At 66.0% G+C, this 19,566-nt stretch carries 20 protein-coding genes; 8 read left to right on the top strand and 12 right to left on the bottom strand.

Annotation, left to right across the window (positions count from 1 at the left end):
* Window positions 1–69 precede the first annotated feature (69 nt).
* Window positions 70–885: a metallophosphoesterase gene (locus AB0300_RS05635; protein WP_366215614.1), complete on the top strand. Its 816-nt coding sequence runs from the start codon at window positions 70–72 to the stop codon at window positions 883–885.
* Entirely contained in the window at window positions 878–1,087 is a 210-nt protein-coding gene (locus AB0300_RS05630) for an antitoxin VbhA family protein (RefSeq protein WP_366215613.1), read from the top strand. Before AB0300_RS05635 ends, AB0300_RS05630 begins: the two co-directional genes overlap by 8 nt.
* A gap of 173 nt (window positions 1,088–1,260) precedes the next feature.
* Here AB0300_RS05630 and AB0300_RS05625 read toward each other — a convergent pair whose 3' ends face one another.
* The 3 genes from AB0300_RS05625 to AB0300_RS05615 all read right to left on the bottom strand — a co-directional run bounded on the left by AB0300_RS05625 (window position 1,261) and on the right by AB0300_RS05615 (window position 3,150).
* Window positions 1,261–1,665 carry a hypothetical protein gene (locus tag AB0300_RS05625; protein WP_366215612.1) on the bottom strand — a complete coding sequence of 135 codons (405 nt, stop codon included), beginning with the start codon at window positions 1,663–1,665 and terminating at the stop codon, window positions 1,261–1,263.
* On the bottom strand, window positions 1,658–2,551 hold the full coding sequence (locus AB0300_RS05620) for a hypothetical protein (RefSeq protein WP_366215611.1): 894 nt from the start codon (window positions 2,549–2,551) through the stop codon (window positions 1,658–1,660). Before AB0300_RS05620 ends, AB0300_RS05625 begins: the two co-directional genes overlap by 8 nt.
* Window positions 2,552–2,826: 275 nt before the next feature.
* Entirely contained in the window at window positions 2,827–3,150 is a 324-nt protein-coding gene (locus tag AB0300_RS05615; RefSeq protein ID WP_366215610.1) for a hypothetical protein, read from the bottom strand.
* Between the two features lie 433 nt (window positions 3,151–3,583).
* Between AB0300_RS05615 and AB0300_RS05610 the strand changes: the two genes are divergently transcribed.
* Window positions 3,584–5,344 carry a hypothetical protein gene (locus AB0300_RS05610; protein ID WP_366215609.1) on the top strand — a complete coding sequence of 587 codons (1,761 nt, stop codon included), beginning with the start codon at window positions 3,584–3,586 and terminating at the stop codon, window positions 5,342–5,344.
* A 317-nt stretch (window positions 5,345–5,661) separates the two neighbouring features.
* Here the strand turns inward: AB0300_RS05610 and AB0300_RS05605 are convergent, their stop codons facing one another.
* Together AB0300_RS05605 and AB0300_RS05600 are read right to left on the bottom strand one after the other, a co-directional pair.
* On the bottom strand, window positions 5,662–6,393 hold the full coding sequence (locus AB0300_RS05605) for a hypothetical protein (protein WP_366215608.1): 732 nt from the start codon (window positions 6,391–6,393) through the stop codon (window positions 5,662–5,664).
* Window positions 6,394–6,542: 149 nt separating this feature from the next.
* The gene (locus tag AB0300_RS05600) at window positions 6,543–8,132 is read right to left on the bottom strand and encodes a DUF4041 domain-containing protein (protein ID WP_366215607.1); all 1,590 of its coding nucleotides are present in this window, start codon (window positions 8,130–8,132) and stop codon (window positions 6,543–6,545) included.
* Window positions 8,133–8,228: 96 nt separating this feature from the next.
* Here AB0300_RS05600 and AB0300_RS05595 point away from each other — a divergent pair, with 96 nt between their 5' ends.
* Window positions 8,229–9,035, top strand: a complete 807-nt coding sequence (locus AB0300_RS05595) for a hypothetical protein (protein WP_366215606.1) — start codon at window positions 8,229–8,231, stop codon at window positions 9,033–9,035.
* A 42-nt stretch (window positions 9,036–9,077) separates the two neighbouring features.
* Entirely contained in the window at window positions 9,078–10,544 is a 1,467-nt protein-coding gene (locus tag AB0300_RS05590; protein WP_366215605.1) for a Shedu immune nuclease family protein, read from the top strand.
* 291 nt (window positions 10,545–10,835) lie between these two features.
* Here AB0300_RS05590 and AB0300_RS05585 read toward each other — a convergent pair whose 3' ends face one another.
* The 3 genes from AB0300_RS05585 to AB0300_RS05575 are packed head-to-tail and all read right to left on the bottom strand — an operon-like array spanning window position 10,836 to window position 12,971.
* Window positions 10,836–11,654: an ornithine carbamoyltransferase gene (locus AB0300_RS05585; protein ID WP_366215604.1), complete on the bottom strand. Its 819-nt coding sequence runs from the start codon at window positions 11,652–11,654 to the stop codon at window positions 10,836–10,838.
* A gap of 28 nt (window positions 11,655–11,682) precedes the next feature.
* Window positions 11,683–12,468, bottom strand: a complete 786-nt coding sequence (locus tag AB0300_RS05580) for an N-acetylmuramoyl-L-alanine amidase (RefSeq protein ID WP_126893191.1) — start codon at window positions 12,466–12,468, stop codon at window positions 11,683–11,685.
* Entirely contained in the window at window positions 12,465–12,971 is a 507-nt protein-coding gene (locus tag AB0300_RS05575) for a hypothetical protein (protein WP_085607501.1), read from the bottom strand. The genes AB0300_RS05580 and AB0300_RS05575 overlap by 4 nt, the downstream gene beginning before the upstream one ends.
* A gap of 264 nt (window positions 12,972–13,235) precedes the next feature.
* Here AB0300_RS05575 and AB0300_RS05570 point away from each other — a divergent pair, with 264 nt between their 5' ends.
* Window positions 13,236–14,342, top strand: a complete 1,107-nt coding sequence (locus AB0300_RS05570; protein WP_366215603.1) for a hypothetical protein — start codon at window positions 13,236–13,238, stop codon at window positions 14,340–14,342.
* A gap of 27 nt (window positions 14,343–14,369) precedes the next feature.
* Here AB0300_RS05570 and AB0300_RS05565 read toward each other — a convergent pair whose 3' ends face one another.
* Both AB0300_RS05565 and AB0300_RS05560 read right to left on the bottom strand, forming a co-directional pair.
* Window positions 14,370–14,900: a GNAT family N-acetyltransferase gene (locus AB0300_RS05565; protein WP_366215602.1), complete on the bottom strand. Its 531-nt coding sequence runs from the start codon at window positions 14,898–14,900 to the stop codon at window positions 14,370–14,372.
* A gap of 48 nt (window positions 14,901–14,948) precedes the next feature.
* Window positions 14,949–15,317, bottom strand: coding sequence for a VOC family protein (locus tag AB0300_RS05560; protein WP_366215601.1), 369 nt, complete (start codon window positions 15,315–15,317; stop codon window positions 14,949–14,951).
* Between the two features lie 54 nt (window positions 15,318–15,371).
* Between AB0300_RS05560 and AB0300_RS05555 the strand changes: the two genes are divergently transcribed.
* Both AB0300_RS05555 and AB0300_RS05550 read left to right on the top strand, forming a co-directional pair.
* Complete coding sequence (locus AB0300_RS05555) at window positions 15,372–16,697, top strand: MFS transporter (protein ID WP_025103458.1); 1,326 nt, start codon at window positions 15,372–15,374, stop codon at window positions 16,695–16,697.
* Between the two features lie 18 nt (window positions 16,698–16,715).
* On the top strand, window positions 16,716–17,897 hold the full coding sequence (locus AB0300_RS05550; RefSeq protein ID WP_366215600.1) for a DUF4232 domain-containing protein: 1,182 nt from the start codon (window positions 16,716–16,718) through the stop codon (window positions 17,895–17,897).
* A gap of 15 nt (window positions 17,898–17,912) precedes the next feature.
* On the opposite strand, the gene AB0300_RS05545 is transcribed toward AB0300_RS05550, so the two are convergent.
* Window positions 17,913–18,725 (bottom strand): arginase family protein, encoded by an 813-nt coding sequence (locus AB0300_RS05545; RefSeq protein WP_085607511.1) that lies wholly within the window; start codon window positions 18,723–18,725, stop codon window positions 17,913–17,915.
* A gap of 92 nt (window positions 18,726–18,817) precedes the next feature.
* Window positions 18,818–19,564 carry an SUMF1/EgtB/PvdO family nonheme iron enzyme gene (locus tag AB0300_RS05540; RefSeq protein WP_025103461.1) on the bottom strand — a complete coding sequence of 249 codons (747 nt, stop codon included), beginning with the start codon at window positions 19,562–19,564 and terminating at the stop codon, window positions 18,818–18,820.
* Between the last annotated feature and the right edge of the window lie 2 nt (window positions 19,565–19,566).

Here is a 19,566-nt window from a genome sequence, read left to right as displayed (position 1 = left end):
CGAACGAAGTCTTCGGGTAGGTCCGACGTTCCGCGAGCGCTCGCGCGCACGACAGGCAGCGAGGGCGCGATGAAGGCCTTCGAGTACGCCTCGGACATCACGCTGCCCGACCAACGTGTGGCGGTGTGCGGTGACTGGCACGGCAACGTCGGCTGGGTCCGAACACTCTCTCGGATCTTGCCGGCCCTTGCGCCGGACGTCACGACGATCCTCCAGCTCGGGGACTGGTGGATCGATCCCGATGTCGTCGACGAGACCCTCGCCGACACGGACATCGACCGCATCTACGTCACTCTCGGTAACCATGAACCCTGGGATCAGGTCACCCCGATTGTCGATGCGAGCGCCGGCTCCGCCGTGCGCGTCTCGGAGCTCACCTGGCTCTTGGCGCGGCCCGCGAGGCTCACCATCGGCGGACGGTCGGTCGTGTCGCTGGGCGGTGCGGCCTCCGTCGACCGGCTCTGGCGAAGAGAAGGCGCCGGCTGGTGGCCTGATGAGCGCATCTCCGACGAAAGCGTTGCCGCGGCCATCGCCGGTGGGCCTGCGGACCTGATGCTGACGCACGAGTCGCCTGCCCGCACGCCCGTTCGCGCCGTACAAGAGATGCTGCGGTCGAATCCGATGGGATTCCCTGACGAAACTCTCGCGGAGTCTGCGCAGTCACGCGAGCGAGTCGCCCAGGTCTGGGACGCGGTCCGACCCGAACTCTTGATGCATGGCCATATGCATGTCGCTGGCGGCGGTGCGACCGAGGACGGGCGCCGCGTGGCGAGTTTCGGAAGGGACACGATGCAGGGCAGCCTCGCGTTCCTCGACCTGCGGACGCTGCGCCTAGAGGTCCCGACGGTTCAACAGATGAGAGCGGCAGCGTTCCCCGATGGGTAGTGACGACCACGTCCGAACGCGGGAGGAGCGGCTGGACGGAGTCCTCGAAGCGTTCCACTCCTGCCGGCTCGACGGCCTTGCCCCGACACGAGATGCCCTCCGCGATGCCCAGGACTACATCGACGGGCTCCGCAGCCTCGAGGAAATCCTCGAAGAGGTCCGCCGACGTCACACCCGGAATCCCGACCAGGAGCAGTCGTGAATGGCGAGGAGCCGACCGCGTGGGCTGAGCACCTGGGCCCGTGCTACACGGCAGCGGGCATGGCCAGGGCACTGGGATGGACAGAGACCGACGTCCTGGAGGGCGGGAAGGATCTCACCCTCCTCATGCTGCCCGCCGACGACGAGAACGTCTACCTGTTCCCGAACAACGAGTTAGGGAGCGGGGTTGAGATACACCGTCTCACCCGGCGGCAGGTCGAACGCATCGATCATGCGCCCGTTCACGTCGCAGTACGCTTCCTCTTCCGACTCTTCGGGAAGCATCATCCAGACACCATCCTGCGTATACATCTCGATGGCGCGGTTATAGCTTTCAGAACAGATGTATTCGGGAGCTGCGGGCGGGTCGGAGGGTGCGATCTCCGGGAACTTATCGATGACCGCCGCGGCGATCACCCCGACAGTGCCAATCGCGGCGACGACAAGTAGCGTCCGATTCGACTCCTTGCTGGAGCTTGCACTGTCGTGACGGAACTCTCGCGCAACTCGTTCAAAGTTCTTGCGCTCAGCCCGCAGATCCTTCGCGACGCGGTCGAGTGACTTGTGCTTCTTACTCACCGTCGCCCTCAGACTCTCCTGGCGTGGAGCCGGAAAGGTTCGAGGACTCATTGGCAGCTTCAAGCCGCGCGACCGCTTCCTCGTATACGCGCTCGAGATTCTCCTCAGCCGAGAGTTGCGCAGCGGCCAGGAACGTCCTCACCTCCTCGCGCGTTCGCTCCCGGAGTGTGTCTGCAATCCGCCGCGCATTCTCCATCGAGGGTTCGCCCTGCTCTCGCGCGAGCCGCCAGCTCTCCTGGCGGTCCACGCTCGCAAGCTCGCGAGCCGCGACCCTGCGCGTGTGACGTAGGTAACTGGCCGCATCCTCCCGGGCGCGATCCAGAGCGAGGAGGAGCTCCGCCGCGGTGCGCTGCACGAGATCGCTCGGCGCCACAGGCTCTTCATCGAGGGACTGGCCATCATCGGGGGCCTCGCTGTCGGAGAGCGCCCAGTGCAGAAGATCTGACGTGACCTCTCGGGATCGCGCAAGCAAGTCGTCCGAGTTCTGCCGAGCAGTCCGCAAGACTTCGTCTGCGTCCTGGGCTGCCTGTTTTGCTGTGCTCGCGAGAGCCTCCATCTCATCCAGTTCGCGAAGCATTCCGTCAACTCGGCGCGCCGCTCGTTCTGCCCTGTATGAGTACCATCTCAGCGCGATGGCGCGCGTCAGCAACGCGACAAGGAGTAGAGCCGCGAAGACCATCAGCATCGCGCTGAGCACCGTGCCGTCCAGGCTTCGCAACCATATTGCGGCGGCGAGCACGATTCCAAATGCAACCAGACTCGCTCCGATGCCTGTCGTGAGCCTGTCGACTAACCGACGATCTCGACGAAGATTCTCGGACCAATCCTTGACCTTTTCGGCGCGTTCGAGTCGCGCTTGAGGCTCATAGCCGTGCAGGTCGGTCACGTCGCGATTCTATTGCAGCCACACCGTCTCCTCCCGACCTTCGCCATCCGCCTCAGGGCCGACAACGTCTAGGAGTGATTCGATCCCGATACTCCCGTTCCTCGAGTCTTCGAGACCGGGATCGCGCGGGGAAGGACATAGGCGCGCAATGGTCAACGTCGCGTTGCCCGAGGTGGATCCTCCCCGCGCCATAACGCTGCTCGACGAAGGGCGCCTTGGGCGGCCCGGAGCTCCGGTGGCCGCCCAGACCTCTTGATGCTCGTCCCGCGCGACGCCTACTCGTCGTCGCCCGGGATCGACTCGACAGCGTTCCCCCACACCCAGCAGCGGAACACCTGCTCCTCCGCCCGGAACCCCACGCCGGCAGCCAGCGGGGTGGACCTGAGGAGCTTCGCATCGACACGAATCGCTTCCGGCCCGAACCGCACCCACGCCCGAACAGCGACGAACGGATAGGGATAGATCGTGACGGGATGGTCGCGAAGACCGAGCTCGCGGTCGGTCAACGACTGGAGCGGGCCCGCACGGGCGGCGGCAAGGATCGCGCGGTGCTGCGCCCGCATGTCGTAGTGCGCCGCCAGACGCTTGCTCGACCCCACGCCGGCTCCTCTCTCCGGCCTAAACACACGCTAGCAACATTCGAACACATGTTCTATTCTTGGTCCATGCTTCCCGTCACCGCCCCTCCCGCCACCATATGGATGGTCGACGACATCCCCACGAGGATGCTGTTCGCCGGGCACCGCTGGCGGGTGTCAGATACCCCGACCCGACTGCGTGACGAGATCTGGCTCACGCCGCAAACGCCCCATCGCGGTCTGTACGGATGACGGTTTCAGGGAACAAACGAGGACGGCTACGCGATGGTGTTCGACGTCTTCAGGGCCGATGACAGCTGGCATGTCCATCGGAGCTACGACTAGATCTTCTAGCGGTCGCGGTCACCACCATCGCCGAATAGGGCATCCGGAGAGCCGTCCGGATGAGTTACCTGTTCAGCCTTACCTTGGTCTGAGGTGAATAAGGAGACTGATGAACCAGAGCAGGATCAATTGGTCGACGCTCGACGAGTCAACCTTCAACGCGCTCGTCGAAAGTCTGCTCGTACGAGAGTTCACCAGCGATGGCCAAGTTGCTATGGCCATCGACGGACGAGGGGGCGACGGCGGGATAGACGTCGACGTACGGTCTAGGCGCACAGACGAACTGTTACGGATCTACCAGCTGAAGCATTTCCCCGAGGGATTCTCAGGTGGCTTCGTGAACCGACGCACACAGATCAAGAGGTCGCTTCTCGAGGCTTTGAAGCACAATCCGCCAGCCTGGACGCTAGTCGTCCCGCGTAACGTAACGGCGAAGGAGCGCCAAGCCGTTCGGGCCATGCGAAAGGGATATGACGTCAGGGTCTCGTTCCTCGGGCCGGCTGAGATGGACGGCTTGTTGGCGAAGCACCCCGACATCGAGGAACGATTCACCATGGACCGCTCGCTTGAACTCCTGCGAGCCGTCCACCGAGAAGAGGCAGCCCTCGAGCGCCCGGGTGACCTCCGATCTGAAGTGGCCAGGATGTCGGACCGACTCCACGGCCGCAGCGAGTACTGGGGCACATCCTTCGCGATGGAGCCCGACGGCTCATACCTCGAAACGTACTTCCCCAAACGTGCAGACGCCCCCGACCGGGAACCGCTCGGCGCCAACTTCACTCTGCAGTTCACTCCCGATGACGGACACCTCAAGGCTCGGTGGGAATCGGCCATGAAGTTCGGCGCCATTGAGCCTGTCGTTCTTCCCACCCATGTGATCCGGCACTTCGAGAAGACCGGTCCGGATTGGTTTCGCGAAGTCCTCGACGATGTTGAAGTTCATTTCGGACCAGCGGGCGAAGCGCACGAGCCGCGATCCATCCGCGTCGAGGCGCGGGACGCCTCGGGTCGAATCCTGGCCGCGGTGCGCGGTCGAACTACCGCGCTCGCCCACGGGTACGGTGGGTACACCTTCGACGCCAAACTCGAAGGTGGGATCACACAGCGATGGACCCTCCCTCTTGACCGAAACGAAAGCGGTGCAATCACGTTCAGCGCCGACTTCCTAGGGTTCCGGGCGCGGGAGATACGGCGCGCACTGCGCTTCATCGAGGAAACTCATCAAGCGCCAATCATCGCTCTCACCTTCGACGGGATGCCCCCGATTCTTCTGAACTTCGATGCCCCAGAAGCGGCTGGCCGGGATGACACCTTCACGAGCTTCATCAACGACGTGTGCACGCTGGAGGACTATTTCGAAGTGGACCTGCGACTGCCGTCGAACATCGACAGCACCGACTTGATCTGGGCGCGAATCATGCGCAGGCTCGTCGAAGGCTCAGCAACGGCGCACCCGCGCAACGGAACCTTCGGGGGCATACTCGACGGCACCTCCGACCCAGGGATCGAAGGTCTACTCGCCGGTGACCGTGCAGCGGTCATTCGGCAGAGCGGGTTCGGTATCGAATTCTTCGGAGAACTTCTGGAGATCGACGGCCTTGCCTACTACACGCACCATGCACTGGTGGACGACGCCGAGTCTCTTCGGCAAGCCTTCGTCGACGATACTGCGGAAGGAAAGACGATTACTGTCCGTCCTGCGGACGGACTCCCCTGGGTCATCTATTCTCCGACTCATATCGAACGCGCCGGTCACACGACGGTCCTCGCCCAGCCATGGGGAATCCCAGGCCTACCCGAGCACCCAGGATTTGCGCGACTTCCCAACCACGTGCGCTCCCAGGAGAGCGCAGGTCCCCAGACGCCCTGATATCTGAAGACCCCGCAATGAGGGGAAAACTCTAGCCGAAATTTGACAAAGCGTCGCGGGACCTCGACATCATCCTCGACCATGGAGGGCTTCGTCATGCTGCCTCTCGGGTGGCTGCCAGTAGGACGAACACTAGCTCGCGGAGCGCGAGCCTACACCTGGTCCCCGGGTACGGCGCCGGAGCTCGTGAACGAGCCAGTCGTCATCGATGAACGCGTCACGACCGCCGCGGGAGTCGCATCCGGCATGGACCTCGCCATCAGAATCTCCGCAATCAGCAAGGACCTCCCAGCGCGGCCGGGGAGCCGTCGAGGCGATCACACTGTGGCGCTCTGAAACCTAAGCATCGACAGAGGGACCGGCCTCCCAGTTGGGGTCTCCGAAAAGACCACGACAGGGATCGCGACGAACTCGATCTCGGCCACTATCTCGTTCACATCGAATTCCAGCCACTGCGACGCATCCGCGTGCGGGAGATCACCCGTTAGCGCTTCGTCGGCCAACAACAAGCTGAATGGCGGAAAGTGGATCACCGCTGACAACGTCGGCCAAGAAAGCTCTCGTCCAGCCGAAACTGAAGCCACTATGCCCCCGTGCGCGCCCTCAATATGCGCTGTCGTGCGATCCGGTGCGATACCCACGAGGAACCTGAGATCAGGAGGCATCACGTCCGCGACTCCCTCTCTAACAGTCCGGACAAGCGCAGGATGAGTGTCGATGAGGTTCGACGCGAGCGCAGTCATCCCTGCAAGTGCTGCCCTGATGAATCTCCCTGGCCTCACGTTCCGCAGCTTGCCGCTGACCTCCGTCCGTTGCCCCTTCCACTCGGACTGGACGAGAATCCCGGCGAACTCGCGCGCCCAAAGAATGTACTCGTCATCCCATGGCGACGTCTGTGCGCGGCAGCTCTCACAGTGAGCCGGGATCCGGAGCCCACCAGTTCGTGGGCGACCGTACGCCAACGCATCATCGCCATCGACTCCGCCCAACGAACCAGCGCCGTCATTGAACGCCGCCCTCGGTGGCACGTGCGCGAGGGTCAGCGGCATGAACTGTCCGCAGAGCGCGCACTTACCGGATTTACGGTGCAAGCGCGGGCTTGTCGGCCGAAACCCCTTCTCTCCCACGGCGCTCTCCTTCGACTCAATTCAGTCGATCCTGCCAGTCTTCTGTGCCACGTCGCGTATTGCGCAAGGGGCTAGACGCCTTGAAGAGCCCGCGTCGCCATGTACTCCTCCGCAGCGGGCTCCAGCTTGAAGTCGAGTAGCTCGACGGAGTGCGCCTTCAGCACCTCGCGCACCTCGGTAGGCGTGGCGCGGAAGTACTCGCGGCGCAAGTTGATCCGGTTGATGCGGCGGTCGGCGAAGTGCTGATGCAGCATCGCCTCGATGCTGACGGCGTCGTCGGCGAAGAACAGTGCGTGGACGTCGAAACGGAACGGTACGGACGCGTCGCCGAGTTCGTTGACGCGGTCCATCGGTTCGAGCCGGCGAGTGAGCCCGATCTTCACCACATCTGGTCCGAATGATCCGACGTTGCTGATGACGTACACATACCCGGCTCGAATGTTCGCCGCACGGTAGTCGACGTTCTCGATGGCGTGATCGACATCGGCGAGGCGCGCCCGCATCCGCTCTGCGCCTTCGTGGTCGCCGTTGGCTTCGAGTGCCGCGATGGTGTTGGCGTAGTGCCCTCGTTCCTTCTCGAGTCGCGCTTTCTCGGCGGCGAGTTCTTTCTCCGCCTTGCGCTGCTCCCGAAGTTCCTCACGATGGGCGCGGTCCGCTTCCTTTTCCTCTTGAACGGCGCGGAGGTGCCGGTTGGCCAGCTCGAGCTCACGCAGACGCAGCTGGTGGAAGTACGACGTGATGCTCAGGTCGATCATGGTGCCCAGACGGGCGATCTGCTCCATGGCGGTCGTGAGTCGCTTCTGAGCAGTGGCGAGGTTACCGGCCCGGACGGCCTTGACGCAGTTCTCGGCCTCCGCGTTGTAGGAGCGGAGCATGAGCTTCGACATGTCGCGGACGAACTTCGCACCCTTGGCCGTGCTGTTGTTGAAGGTGAAGTTGCTCGATGCCTGCGTCGCACGACCGGTGCGGACTGCCGTCTTGATGTCTGCACGCAGCGCTTCGAGCTGCGTTGCCAGAGCGACCGAGTCCTCAGCAGGATGCTCGTAGTCGTAGAGACCGAGCTCCTGGATCTCGACGGCGCCACGCAGATCGAGGAGTGATGCCTCCGTCGCCGCGATGTCGGCCTGACGAGACGACAGCTCCGCCGCAACGGCGGCTACCTGCCCGCGCACATCATCGACTTCCTGATTCAAGTGACGCTTCAGGTCGTCGAGCGCCGCCACTTCCTGGAGCCCGTACTGGTCGATTAGTCCCTGAAGTCGCGCGACCTCGGAGCGCAGCTTCTCGGCGTGCTTGCGAGCGCCGACCAGCGGGATGTTCTCCAGGACCAGCGGGTTGTGGGTGCCGACAGACGAGGAGGCCTGGGTCGCCGAAGCCACAGGCGCGGCGATCTGCTCAGGGCGCTGGTCGGCTGCGGTCTGTGCTGTGAGTGCGCGGGCCTCGGCGCGGGTTCGCGCCAACGGAGCGACGGACTGCGCGCCGCCGGCGAACACATGGTCCGTCCACGCGGCGCCATCCCAGTACCGTTGCTCGAACTGCCCAGACGGGTCTGGATGCCAACCGGGCTGCGCTGTCTGTTCGGTCACTTGCTCAACGTAGCGCACGAGATATACGACGAAGCGACCGCGACGGCTCCGCGCCGATAGGGTCGAGCCATGCAACCCCAGCCTCGGCCCGAAAGAGGTCTCATCCGCGTTCCGGTTACGGACGCCGACGAGCTCAACGCCTCACGAGTTCTCACCGAGAGGCTGCGACAAGTGGACTCGCTCCTTGAGCGCTACGCGACTATCGCTCAGCTTCGAGCGAAGCCCACCTCGGAACTCGGCGACGACGACCGACGCACGAGCTGGCTCCAACTGAGCCACTACGTGGCGTCCTGCATGTCGATGGCCACCGACAACCTGGCTGCCACCAAACAGCTGCTCCTTCCCGACGGCGAACAGCTCGAGCACCGCGTCACCGCGCACTTCCCTCTATTGCGTGCCGCGCTCGAGTCCGCCTCCACGGCGCTGTGGCTGCTTCGACCAGATGCTCAACGCGACCGCATCATCCGACTCCTCCAACTCCGCATGACCGACATCGACTACGACTTGACCCTCATCAAGGCCGCAGCCAAGATCGCTGACCTCACCACACCCCAGGGAAGATCAGCCTCACAAGCCGCCATCCGCGGAGGCGTTGCTCGCCGGAAGCGCCACATGGAGCAGATGACCAAGATCGCCGAAACTGAAGGCATCAGTGTCGACGATTACACCGGCGGCGCGCCCGGGTACGGCGTGATCGTGGAGAAGGCGACCGACTACCCAGACCTGAACGGCAGGTATGCGGCCACCGTCTGGCGCCTGATCTCGGGCCTCACCCATCCCTCCCCGCTCCGAATGATGAGCACGAGCAAGCACGGAGACGCCGTCGACAACGAAGACGGCACCCTATACCTCGTCGCAACCATGAACGTCGCACACACGACGAACGCGCTCCTCGCTGCGATGATGACGTATCGGCAGGCCACCGAAACCCTCGCTGCGCGGGTCGCTCGAGTTCACCACCGAACCCGTCCATCGTGACCCACGCGGACGTCACCACGAACCAGTCGGATCGCCAGTAGCGTGAGCAGGACCGACGAAGGGAACACATCAATGGCACGATTCGGTGGAAACGCTGTCGACCGACTCGATCTCAATGTTGCAACTGGACCTGAAGGGCAGTTTCAATTTATTGCCACACCATTGCGCCAGCCGCGGATATCAAAGACGGACGCCTCGGCCAAGACCCACCGACATGTCCTCGTCGAGCGCGCACTTTCCGACGGGTTGGTCACAACTTTCCCTTTGAACACTCTGGAGGGAACGGAGCGGTTCTTCGACCCGAAATACTCTCAGATCCGACGTATCTCATTCACAGATGCCAGCGCGGGAACCGTCGACAATCCGTTTGAAGAAGGGCCGGACGCTTCGCCGTTCGGACCAGACACTTTCGATGTCTTTGACTTCTTGGACGTACTGCCCGCCGGGTTCGTGAAGGATCCCCAGTTCGGGCTAGGGCTCCTCAAGGACTGCAACCGTCTGGTTCGCCTCATCGAGAAGCACACTGCGTGCGCAGAGATAAGGATCGAACAACTCGGGTCGGCGCTGAAAATCGACGGCGACATCTTCGTCATTGGTTTGAACGCATGGGATAACATCTGGTCCGAGATCGTCCGCATCAATGGCCGTGGCAACGTCGCAGCGAGCCGAGTCAAGGACGCGTTCGTCCACAATGAGCTGTCTAGCGTGCTCGGTATCGAAAAGACGACCCCTGTGATGGGGAGACTCGCGATGAGCAAGCTCCTCACCAGAGCGGCGAATGACGAAGAGACACTGACGGACGAAGAACATCGCGACCTCGTAGACGCAATGAAGGTTCAGGCAAAAGCGGCAGCCGAAGCTGCCCCGGAGACCATGGTCGCGCTTCAACGCGATATCGAGCTTGTGAATCTGGATCGCCTCATCGAGCGCTTCGAGAGCGATATCGAGAAGAACCACGACGAAGAGCACTGGCAGCGCTTTTTTGAAACCAACGCCTTCGCGCTTCAGCAGGTTTTCGGGGCGCCGGTGGTAAGCGTGGCGTCCGGGGCGTCAGTCGGGGGAACCAAACTCGACGGGTCTGGCAATAAGATCGCTGACTACCTTGTCAAGAACCCCCTCACGGCGAACATCGCTCTCGTTGAGATCAAGAAGCCGAAAACCCAGATAGTCAAGTCGCGGGCGTACCGCGAAGGAGTATTCGGGATCTCGTCTGAGCTATCGGAGGCTGTGACGCAAGTTCTGGATCAGGCGCATCAGCTGAAGCTACATTTCGCCAACGTGAAGTCCGACTCGCGGCAGTACGACATTGAGGCCTACTCCATCGGCTGCTTCGTGATCGCAGGACGCCTTCCAACGCCGCAAGAGCCCGACAAGCTCAAGTCACTAGAGCTCTTTCGAGGGAACTCGAGCAGCGTGAGCATCATCACGTTCGACGAGGTCCTCGCAAACCTGAAGATCCTCCGCGACCTGCTGGCTGTCGACTCTACACACGCCCCGCCGCCGAGCTGAGGATCACTCGTAGAAGTCATCGCCACTGTTGTCCACGCGGGCGAGCCGCCCCAGCGCTGATCAATGTTGATGCCGTCGACTCACGCGAACTCGATGACTTCCGTACAGCCGCGGTGACCGCTTTCTTGGTCCCCGGAGCATCAGCCCCGCGCGAGCCCCATGGGAACGCTTGTGGAAGGGACCGGCGGCGCGAACCCGGACAAGCAGTCCTCAGGTGTGCAACGAATAATGCTCATCCTGGTAATGCTCCTCCCCAGTAGAGGAAAGAGCGCCACCCCGACCATCTCCCCGTCATCCCTCGATCGCCCACCCCATGATCGCCTGCTGCACGCTCTTCAGGTGACGTTTGAACTCGTAGCCCACGAACGCGGGATGGTTGGCGGCAGCGACCGAAACCTCATGCCCGCGGACGAACGGCGGGCACGGCGCGAAACGGACACCGTCAGGGGCGCTGTCGAGGAGATCCGCAGTGATCCGATAGGGCGCCATGGCCGCGGTGTGCTCCCCCGGCCCATCCGTGATGATCACGTCGGCCTCCTGCACGGCATCGCTGAGATCCTCCTTCCACGGCAGCGCGGGTGTGCGGACCTCCTCCGGGCAGGCCTGCACGACATCGATTCCGAAAGACCGATGGGCTTCCTCCCAGGCTCGAGCGATGTTGCCGTCTGGTCCCACCACGAGGACTCGGAGTGAGCGGACATCCGTCTCGCGCGAGAGCGCGAAGAGATCGGATAGCACCTCGCACGGGTGGTTCGCGTTGGTCATCGCGTTGACCACCGGGAGAATCCCAGGGGCAGCGAGCTCACGAAGCACGTGGAGATCGGCATGCCGGACGACGAGGAGTTCGACCCACGCCGACAGGTATCCGACGATGTCGACCGCGTCCTCGACGGTGTCGAGCGCCTCCGGAGGGAAGACGATCGGCTGCAAACCCATCTCCGCGGCGCCGCGTTCGAACGAGGCACGCGTCCGCAGGCTCGAGGAAGGGAAGAACAGGGCGGCCGCGCCGTCCCTCCTCGCCAGGGTTCCCGCTTCGATCCGCGCGGCGCGCGCGAAGATCTCCCTCAGATCGTCCCCGGTGAGTTCGGTCAATGAGAGAAGGTGGCGCACTCCCCTATTGTCGCGGACGGCTCCAGCCTCATGACGTCGTGAAGATAACCTGTGCTCGCGCCACGATGTCATCCACTCGCGATTGGAGGAACGGGCCGGGACACTCCGTTCCCGACCACGTCTCCTGGTGGGTGATGACGTGCTCTCGGTCGATCCGGAAGCGCACCGGAACGCCGTCCAGCGTCCGGCCGTCGAAGCCTGCGAGCCACGCGATCATCTGCGCGATCTCCTCCACCTGCGCGGTGGTCACCGTGTACTCCGGGGCTCCGGTGAAATCCAGCGTCTCCACCGCCACGGAGCGCCAGTTCCAGTCCGCGCCGGTCGACGACGGCTTCGCTCCCGGGCGGATCGTCTCGATGACCGAGCCGTCGTGCCGAAGATAGAAGGTGGGAGCCGATGATCTCCTGTTGCAGCGGGAGAAGAAGTCCAACTGGTCCGATGTCGTGCCGGTGTGGTGGATGATGAAGCGGTCGATGACCGGGCTCACAGTTCGACGTTCGCTGCCCGCGATGCTCCGGTCAGCATGCACCGTCGGGTGGGCGCAGTCCTCGAAGCCGAGCGGGACCTCGAGACCCGCGACCGCGCGGCCGTAGACCGGCTCGTACTCGGGTAGCCCTCGGGGGTTGTCCGGGCTGCGTCCGGTGTCGTCTGCCTCTCCCCCGGAGTTCGCGGAGAGCCAGATGCCGACACCGGTCACCGCGATGCCGGTTCCGGCGGCGATGAGGTATCCCCGCCGCGTGTGCGCCGGCACGTGCTCATCGGCGTCCCGTGCTCCCGGGTCCTCCGGCTGCTGACCCTCCCCGCGCGTACTCACGCGGGCTGGTCGCCGTCTCGGGGTGCTCGGAACTCACGCGGCCGGCGTCGTCCTGGCCAGACGAAATGCGCGACCGAGAAGGCGAGGACCGTCCAAGAGACGACGAACGCCCACCACGGGAGCGCCGCTCCCCCGCTTCCGCCCGCCAGCATGACCGACACGATGCAGGCGCTGAGTCCGACGACGACCCCGACGACGGTGATCTCGCCGTGCGCGAGCCACCGCGCGCGAAGCGCCGAGACGAGGCGAAGGGGCAGGCCGATCACCAGGGCGGTGATCATCGACACGACGGACAGGACGACGGCGATGATGCTCGCCCCGATGAAGGACGTCACCCCGTCGTACTCTTCCGCAGCTCCGAGCGCGAGGAAGAAAGCCACGATGAACAGGAAAAAGCCACCGACGAAGAACTGGCCGAGGATGAGCGAGGCGGTCGAGTCGTCGGCTCCCCGGAAGCCCCCGCGCTTCCGTAGGTCTGCAGGGACACGGCGAGGCGAGGTCATATCGTGATCCTACGAGTCGTACACCTTCGCTGGGAGCATACTCGCGCTACCCTCATCCGAACGTGGGCATGGCCGACGGGCCTGTGTTCCCCCCATCTCGCGATCTGCGAGGCGGGGTACACGCTCTCCGGAGGGCATGGAGTGCGGTCGCAACAGGTCCTGCGGAACGGTAGGTTCATCCTCAGGAACAGGCACATTTCGGCCTCGGCAGGATCGAGGGGCCTGAACTTCCGCCTGCTGACTGGGGAGATGTGGGGCGGGCGGATGGACGCGCACGATGACAGGGGCGAAGGGCCGCTGAGGCCCGCCGTGGTGGGCCTGGCGCTGGCGATGTTCAGCGCAGCGGTGGCGGTGGCCTCGACATTCCTGATCGCCGATCCTCGAATCGGCGTTCTGGCGGCAGTGACGCTGTCTTTCGGATGCGTCGGAGTGGCGGCCGGCCTCCTGCTCACGAGGCGAAGGACCTGGGGCGACCCCTCGTGGCCTCCAGGCACGGATCCGAAGCCCTGGACGGCCCGCCGCACCCGTCGGATCTTCTTGCTCTACGGGGTGTTCCTTGTCCTCATCTCCGTGGGTGGGGTGGTCACACTGGCGGGGACCGATCAGAACGAGGCCGACGACCCGCTGCGCGGATGGGTGCTGTCCGCCGTGCTCGGTGTGCTGGGCGTGACGTCGATCGTCAGAGGAGTGCGGCGGCAGCCTCAACCGGTGCACTCGTCCGATCGCCCGGAGACCGAGCCGAACGTCGACGTGCAGGAGTGGATGCCGTTGGGACGCTCTCGTTCGCGGACTCTCTTCCCCTGGTGGGCTGTTCACGTCTTCTCAGGACAGCCGCTTCTCCTTGCGATGATGATCGGCGCGTTCCTCATCCCGGTGGCGTCGGGACCGCTCGGCGCATGGATATGGCCCCTCGGGGCTGCGCTGCTGGCGGCCGTGGCGATCACCGTCAGCGCCGTCGTGCGGCGACGTTCGCGACCGCCGCGCATCTCACGCGACGCCACCCGTCTGCTCGTCGGCACGAAGGAGATCCCGACCGCGACCCTCACGACGGCCATGGTTGTCGTGCACCCCTGGGAGCCGGACGCCACAGCCCGGAGTATCGCGATCGTCCTCACGGCATCGGATCGCTCGCGAGCAGTGGTCGGCTTGCGAGAACGAGGGCTCCTCGTGTTGACCGATGAGCAGACGGAACTCCTCGTCGCGGCGATCGAGCGAGCCCACATCGATCTCCCCCGCGACAAAGACGATCCGCGCGGAAGGTTCTCACGGACGCTGTACCCCAACCATCTGACGAAATCGGAGGCCCTTCACCTCGTGCAGGAGCCCCCGGGTGACGGCGAGGCGCTGCCGGTGGGGTCCTCAGTCACGTGAGCCAGAGAGCCGGCTCGGAGCCCGCTCTCACGTCGCGAAGAGAGCCCTGACGGTCAGGATGTTCCGACCGTGGACGGAGGACGGGCGTTCCTGCCCGGACTCGACGAAGCCGAGCTTTTCGAGCACTCGCCGGGACGGGAGGTTCCATTCCCAGACGCCGGCCCAGACGCGGTCGAAGCCCGCCCCGTCTGCCCATGCCACGACGGCCTGGGCAGCTTCGGTGGCATACCCCCGGTTGTGCTCGGTGTGCAGCAGCTCGAACGCGAGCTCCGGTTCGGTGCCCACCCCCTCGCCTCCGTAGACGAGACCGCAGTACCCGATCGGATCGCCGGTGTCGATGCGTTCCACGGTGAGCAGCGACGACTCCTCGGCATCGCGGATATGCGCTCGGATGTCGTCCGTGTCGGGGCGGCCGTCCGCGTCGAGGCGCCGGTGCGCCGGGACTCGTTCGTCGCGTTCGGTCCACAAGTGCCGGAAGACGGTCGCGTCCTCGATCGCCTGCCTACGCAGGCGGAGGCGCGACGTCGCCAACTCGGGGATGCGGGGTGGCTGACTCATCCTCGCAGTCTGGCACTCGTCCGTCCCTACCGCTGTGATCTGCAGCGCCTAGTGGGAGGACCAGACGCCGAGCTCGTTGCCGCTCGGGTCGGCGAAGTGGAGGCGCCGGCCACCGGGGAACGCGTACGGCTCCCGCAGGATCCGACCGCCCGCGTCCTGGATCGCAGCCTTCGTCGCATCGAGGTCATCGGAGTAGAGCAGCACGAGCGGACCGCCGACGGGGCGCGGTGCGTCCGCGAGCAGGAGCCCGCCGACCTCGCTCCCGTCTCCGCGGGGCGAGAGGATGCCTGCATAGCCAGGGCCGTAGTCCTGGAAGCTCCACCCGAAGGCGGTGGTGAAGAAGCGTTTCGCCACGTCGAGATCCGTGACGACGAGCTCGACATAGTCGAGGGCGTGGTGCTGCGAGGAGGCTGTCATGCGGGCACTCTAGCCACGGCGTCGGACATCGTCGGTCAGGAGTAGCGTGGAAGGGTGCCTCAGGTCTCCCACTCCCCCGTCTCCACACCGGGGTGGCGGGCCTGGGCGATCTGGTCCGTCGGCGTCGCGGCCTACGTGCTCGCCATCACCAACCGCACCTCTCTCGGCGCCGTCGGTGTCGAGGCCGCCGACCGCTTCCAGGCGGACGCCTCGACGCTCGCGCTGTTCGCGGTCGTGCAGCTCGCCGTCTACGGGGGGATGCAGATCCCGGTGGGCGTCCTCCTCGACCGCTACGGATCCCGTCCGATCATCACGGCGGGGATGCTGCTCATGGCAGCCGGACAGCTCACCATGGCCCTCTCCCCCAGCATCGGCATCGCGATCGTCGCGCGTGTCCTCCTCGGAGCCGGCGACGCCGCCGTCTTCCCTGCCGTGCTGCGACTGGTGGCCACGTGGTTCCCCGCGCAACGGGGGCCCGTCATGGTCCAGTTCACCGGAATCATCGGGCAGGCCGGGCAGCTGATCGCGCTGGTGCCGGTCGCCGCCCTGCTGCACGCCACCACCTGGTCGATCACGTTCGGCAGCATCGCCGGTCTCGGCCTGCTCTTCACGATCCTCGTGTGGCTCATCGTGCGCAACAACCCCGCGGAGAGCGGCCCCGACGTGTCGGTGAACACGGACACCGGAGTCGTGCGTGTCGTGACGTCGGCGATCGACACGGGCGTCGGCATCCGGGCGGCGTGGGCGCATCCCGGCACGCGGCTCGCGTTCTGGTCGCACTTCACGACTCCGTTCGCCGGCACGGTGTTCGTGCTGCTGTGGGGCATGCCGTTCCTCACGGCAGGCGAGGGCCTGACCACCGCCCACGCGGCGGGGATCATCTCGATCTACGTGGTCGCGGGCATGATCCTCGGTCCGATCATCGGCGATCTCTCCCGCCGCCTCCCGAATCACCGCTCGCTCGCCCTCGTCCTCCCCGCCGTCGGCGTGCAGATGGCCGCGTGGATCGCGGTCATCGCCCTCCCCGGCCCCGCCCCGGACTGGCTCCTCTGGGTCCTGGCGATCGCTCTCGCGACCGGGGGGCCCGCGTCGATGATCGCCTTCGACCACGCCCGCACGCACAACCCCGCGCACCGCCTCAGCACGGCGACCGGAGTCACGAACGCGGGGGGCTTTATCGCAGCCCTGATCGCGGTCTTCGTGATCGGCCTCCTCCTCGACGCCCAGGGCGCCGGCACCCCGGACACCTACACGCTCGACGCCTTCCGTGTCGCGTTCCTCACCCCGATCCCCCTCTGGATCCTCGGGGTCGTCTTCATCCTCATCGAACGCAAACGGACGCGCATCCGCATGGGGCTGGACCCCGAGCGGCGTCGCTGAGCGCCCATAGGATGAGGCATGGCCTCTGCTCCCCCGTCGACCGCCGCCCTCCCGAGCGACCGGGACGGTCGCACGAGAGCACCGTTACCTGCGGGGCTGCTCGCCGGACTGCTCCTCGGCGCACTCTGGATCGTCTCCGGCGCCATCGCTCGACTGACCGGTTCCGACATCGTTCTGACGCGGTTGCTGAGCTTCGCCGGTATCGGACCCCTGCAGAGTCATGCCTGGCTGCTCCCCGGTGCGTGGGGCGTCCTCGTGCTGACGGTGACGGCCGCCGTGCTCTGCAGCGTCGTCTGGATCGTGGCACGCGGAGCACGGGGCGTCGGCCGGGCTCCCGCGTTCCTCGTGCTCTGGTTCGGTGCCGTCCTCGCCGGAACGGTCGTCGGGCTGTGCGACGACGTCACCCGGGTCCTGTCCTTCCTCCCTCTCTCGGGCCTGCACGGTCTCACGGCTGCGGTCGTCGAGTCCGCGCCGGACACTGCCTACTGGGGACTCGCCTGGGGCTGGATCCCCGCCTGGGCGTTCTCGCGCAGGGCCGGTGAGGAATCTGCGCGGCAGTGGTCCCCGGGCCTTCTCGGTGTCACCCTCGCGAGCGTGGTCGCTCTCGTCGTGGTCGGGAGCCTGGCCGATGCCGCGTGGCAGCGCCAGATCGTCGAGGAGAACGCCGCGCTGCAGCGCGCCACCGACGAGACGGGAGCCTTCGTCGATCCGGCGGCTGTGGGCGACCCTGTGCCGGAGCGCGCCCCGGGGGTCTCGACACCCCAGCTTCCCGCGGGCGCCTGCACACTCGACCGAGCCACACTGCTGCTCGGAACCGCCGACGGGGCCACGGGGCACCGCGCCCAGAGCATCCGGCTGATGAACGTCGGTGAGGAGCCCTGCGTGGTCGAGGGGTATCCCGACATCGCGTTCGCGGACCAGAACGGCCATGCGCTCGACGTCGAGGTGCGCCCCGGTTCCTCATTCCTGGCGACCGACCCCGGTATCGCGCCCGTCACGGTACCGCCCGGCGGCGAGGCGACCGCGGTGATCGGCTGGGATGCCAATGCCACGGACGGCGCTCTCGTCGCCCGCGCCCTGCATGCCGCCGTGCTCCCCGGACTCGACCGCGGCTCGTGGCCGGTCGAGCTCGACATCGTCTCGGGCTCCGAGGTCGAGATCACCGCATGGCACCTCGGCGCCGCACCCGCCGCGCCGTGACGGCACTCCGCGCCGTCAGCGCAGCAGGTGCTGGACCGTCTCCACGATCAACTCGACGCTGACGCGCTCCGGCACCTCCGCGTCGCCCGCCTCGAACTCGGCGAGCTCCACGCCGCGGACGTCGGCGACCGGAATGGCGGCGAACAGCGCGGCCACCTGGTGCGGCAGCAGACCGTCGCCGACCCGATAGGCCGCGGGGATGTAGCCGGGCTCCAGGACGTCCCAGTCGACATGGATCCACACCGGTCGCCCGGCGATGAGAGCGCTCAGCCGCTCCGGCGTGCTCTCCGCGGGGCTGAGGACGGTCACTCCCGCGCCGGCGAGGAGCTCTCCCTCGGCGGGGTCGATGTCGCGGCCGCCGACGACGATGACCTGCCGCGGGTCGATGCCCGCCCCGTGGCCGCTGTCCCACAGCCCGCAGGCGGCGGCGAGGACCATGCCGCCGAGGTAGCCGGAGTCGGTGGTGTCCGGCGTGTTGAAGTCGCCATGCGCATCGATCCAGAGCACCACCGCGTCGGGGTGGTGCTCGGCGACGCTCGGCAGCGTTCCGAGGCTCGCCGCACACGTGTTCGTCACGAGGAGCGGCGTCGTCTCCCCCGTGATCGCCTCCTGCACCGCGGCACGGAGGCCCGCGAGCGTGTCCGAGGCCTCGGGGAGCGCAACCGACCAGTCGTCGAGCCGACCGGGCTCCGGAGTGCCGACCACGACGGGCTCCCGCCGGAGAAGCGAGGACAGGGCGTCGGCGACGCGGCGCGCCCCGACGAGGGCTCCGTCCGTGCGGTCGGCGACGCGACCCTGGTTGAGGATGAGCGCGAAGGGCCTGGTCATCCGCTCAGTCTCCCACCCGGCACAGACCACGGCCAAAACCGCCGCACCCACCCGGCACAGACCACGGCCAAAACCGCCGCACCCGGCCTGCACTAACGCCGGCGCGGCGTCCATCCCGACGGGAGCCCTCCGTCGACGAAGGCGCGGTCCCGGTCTGCCGCCGCCGACCAGCCCTGCGCCTCCTCCTCGGTGTCGAAGGCGCCGCGGGCCACGCGGAAGCCGACGTCCTCGTGGTGCATGCGCGGCGCTCCCCCACGGCGGACCGAGGCGCGGACGCTCCAGGCGTCGTCGGCGAACCCGCCGCCGCGGAAGACCCGGTAGTCGTCGTACCGCGCGGGGTCGAGGAGGTCCCAGCACCATTCCCACACGTTCCCGAGCGTGTCGAACAGCCCGTGCAGGTTCGGGAGCTTCCCGCCCACGTCCTGCGGCGTACCGACTCCGTCGGCGGCGGTCCACGCGGCCTCGGCCAGCGGGGCGTAGTGCGGCCCGGTGGAACCGGCGCGGCAGGCGTACTCCCACTCGGCCTCGGTCGGCAGGCGGTAGCCGTCCGCCGTGGTGTCCCAGGCCACATCCTCACCCTCGAAGTGGTAGACGGGATCGAGCCCCTCCCACTCCGAGGCGGCGTTGCAGAAGTGGACGGCCCGCAGCCAGCTCACGTCGGCGACCGGGCGACGAGGATGCCGTGACGGGGTGCCCAGGACCTCGGTGACCTGTTCTTCGGTCACCGGGAAGACACCGAGGGCGAAGGGTTCGAGTTCCACGGTGCGGCGCGTGCGTCGCCGGGCGTCGTGCAGCGTCACCGTGCCGGCGGCGAGACGGACGAGCTCGATATCGCTCATGC

It is taken from the genome of Microbacterium sp. NPDC078814 (assembly GCF_040702645.1).
Classification (GTDB): Bacteria; Actinomycetota; Actinomycetes; order Actinomycetales; family Microbacteriaceae; genus Microbacterium.
This window is presented reverse-complemented; position numbering and strand designations above follow the sequence as displayed.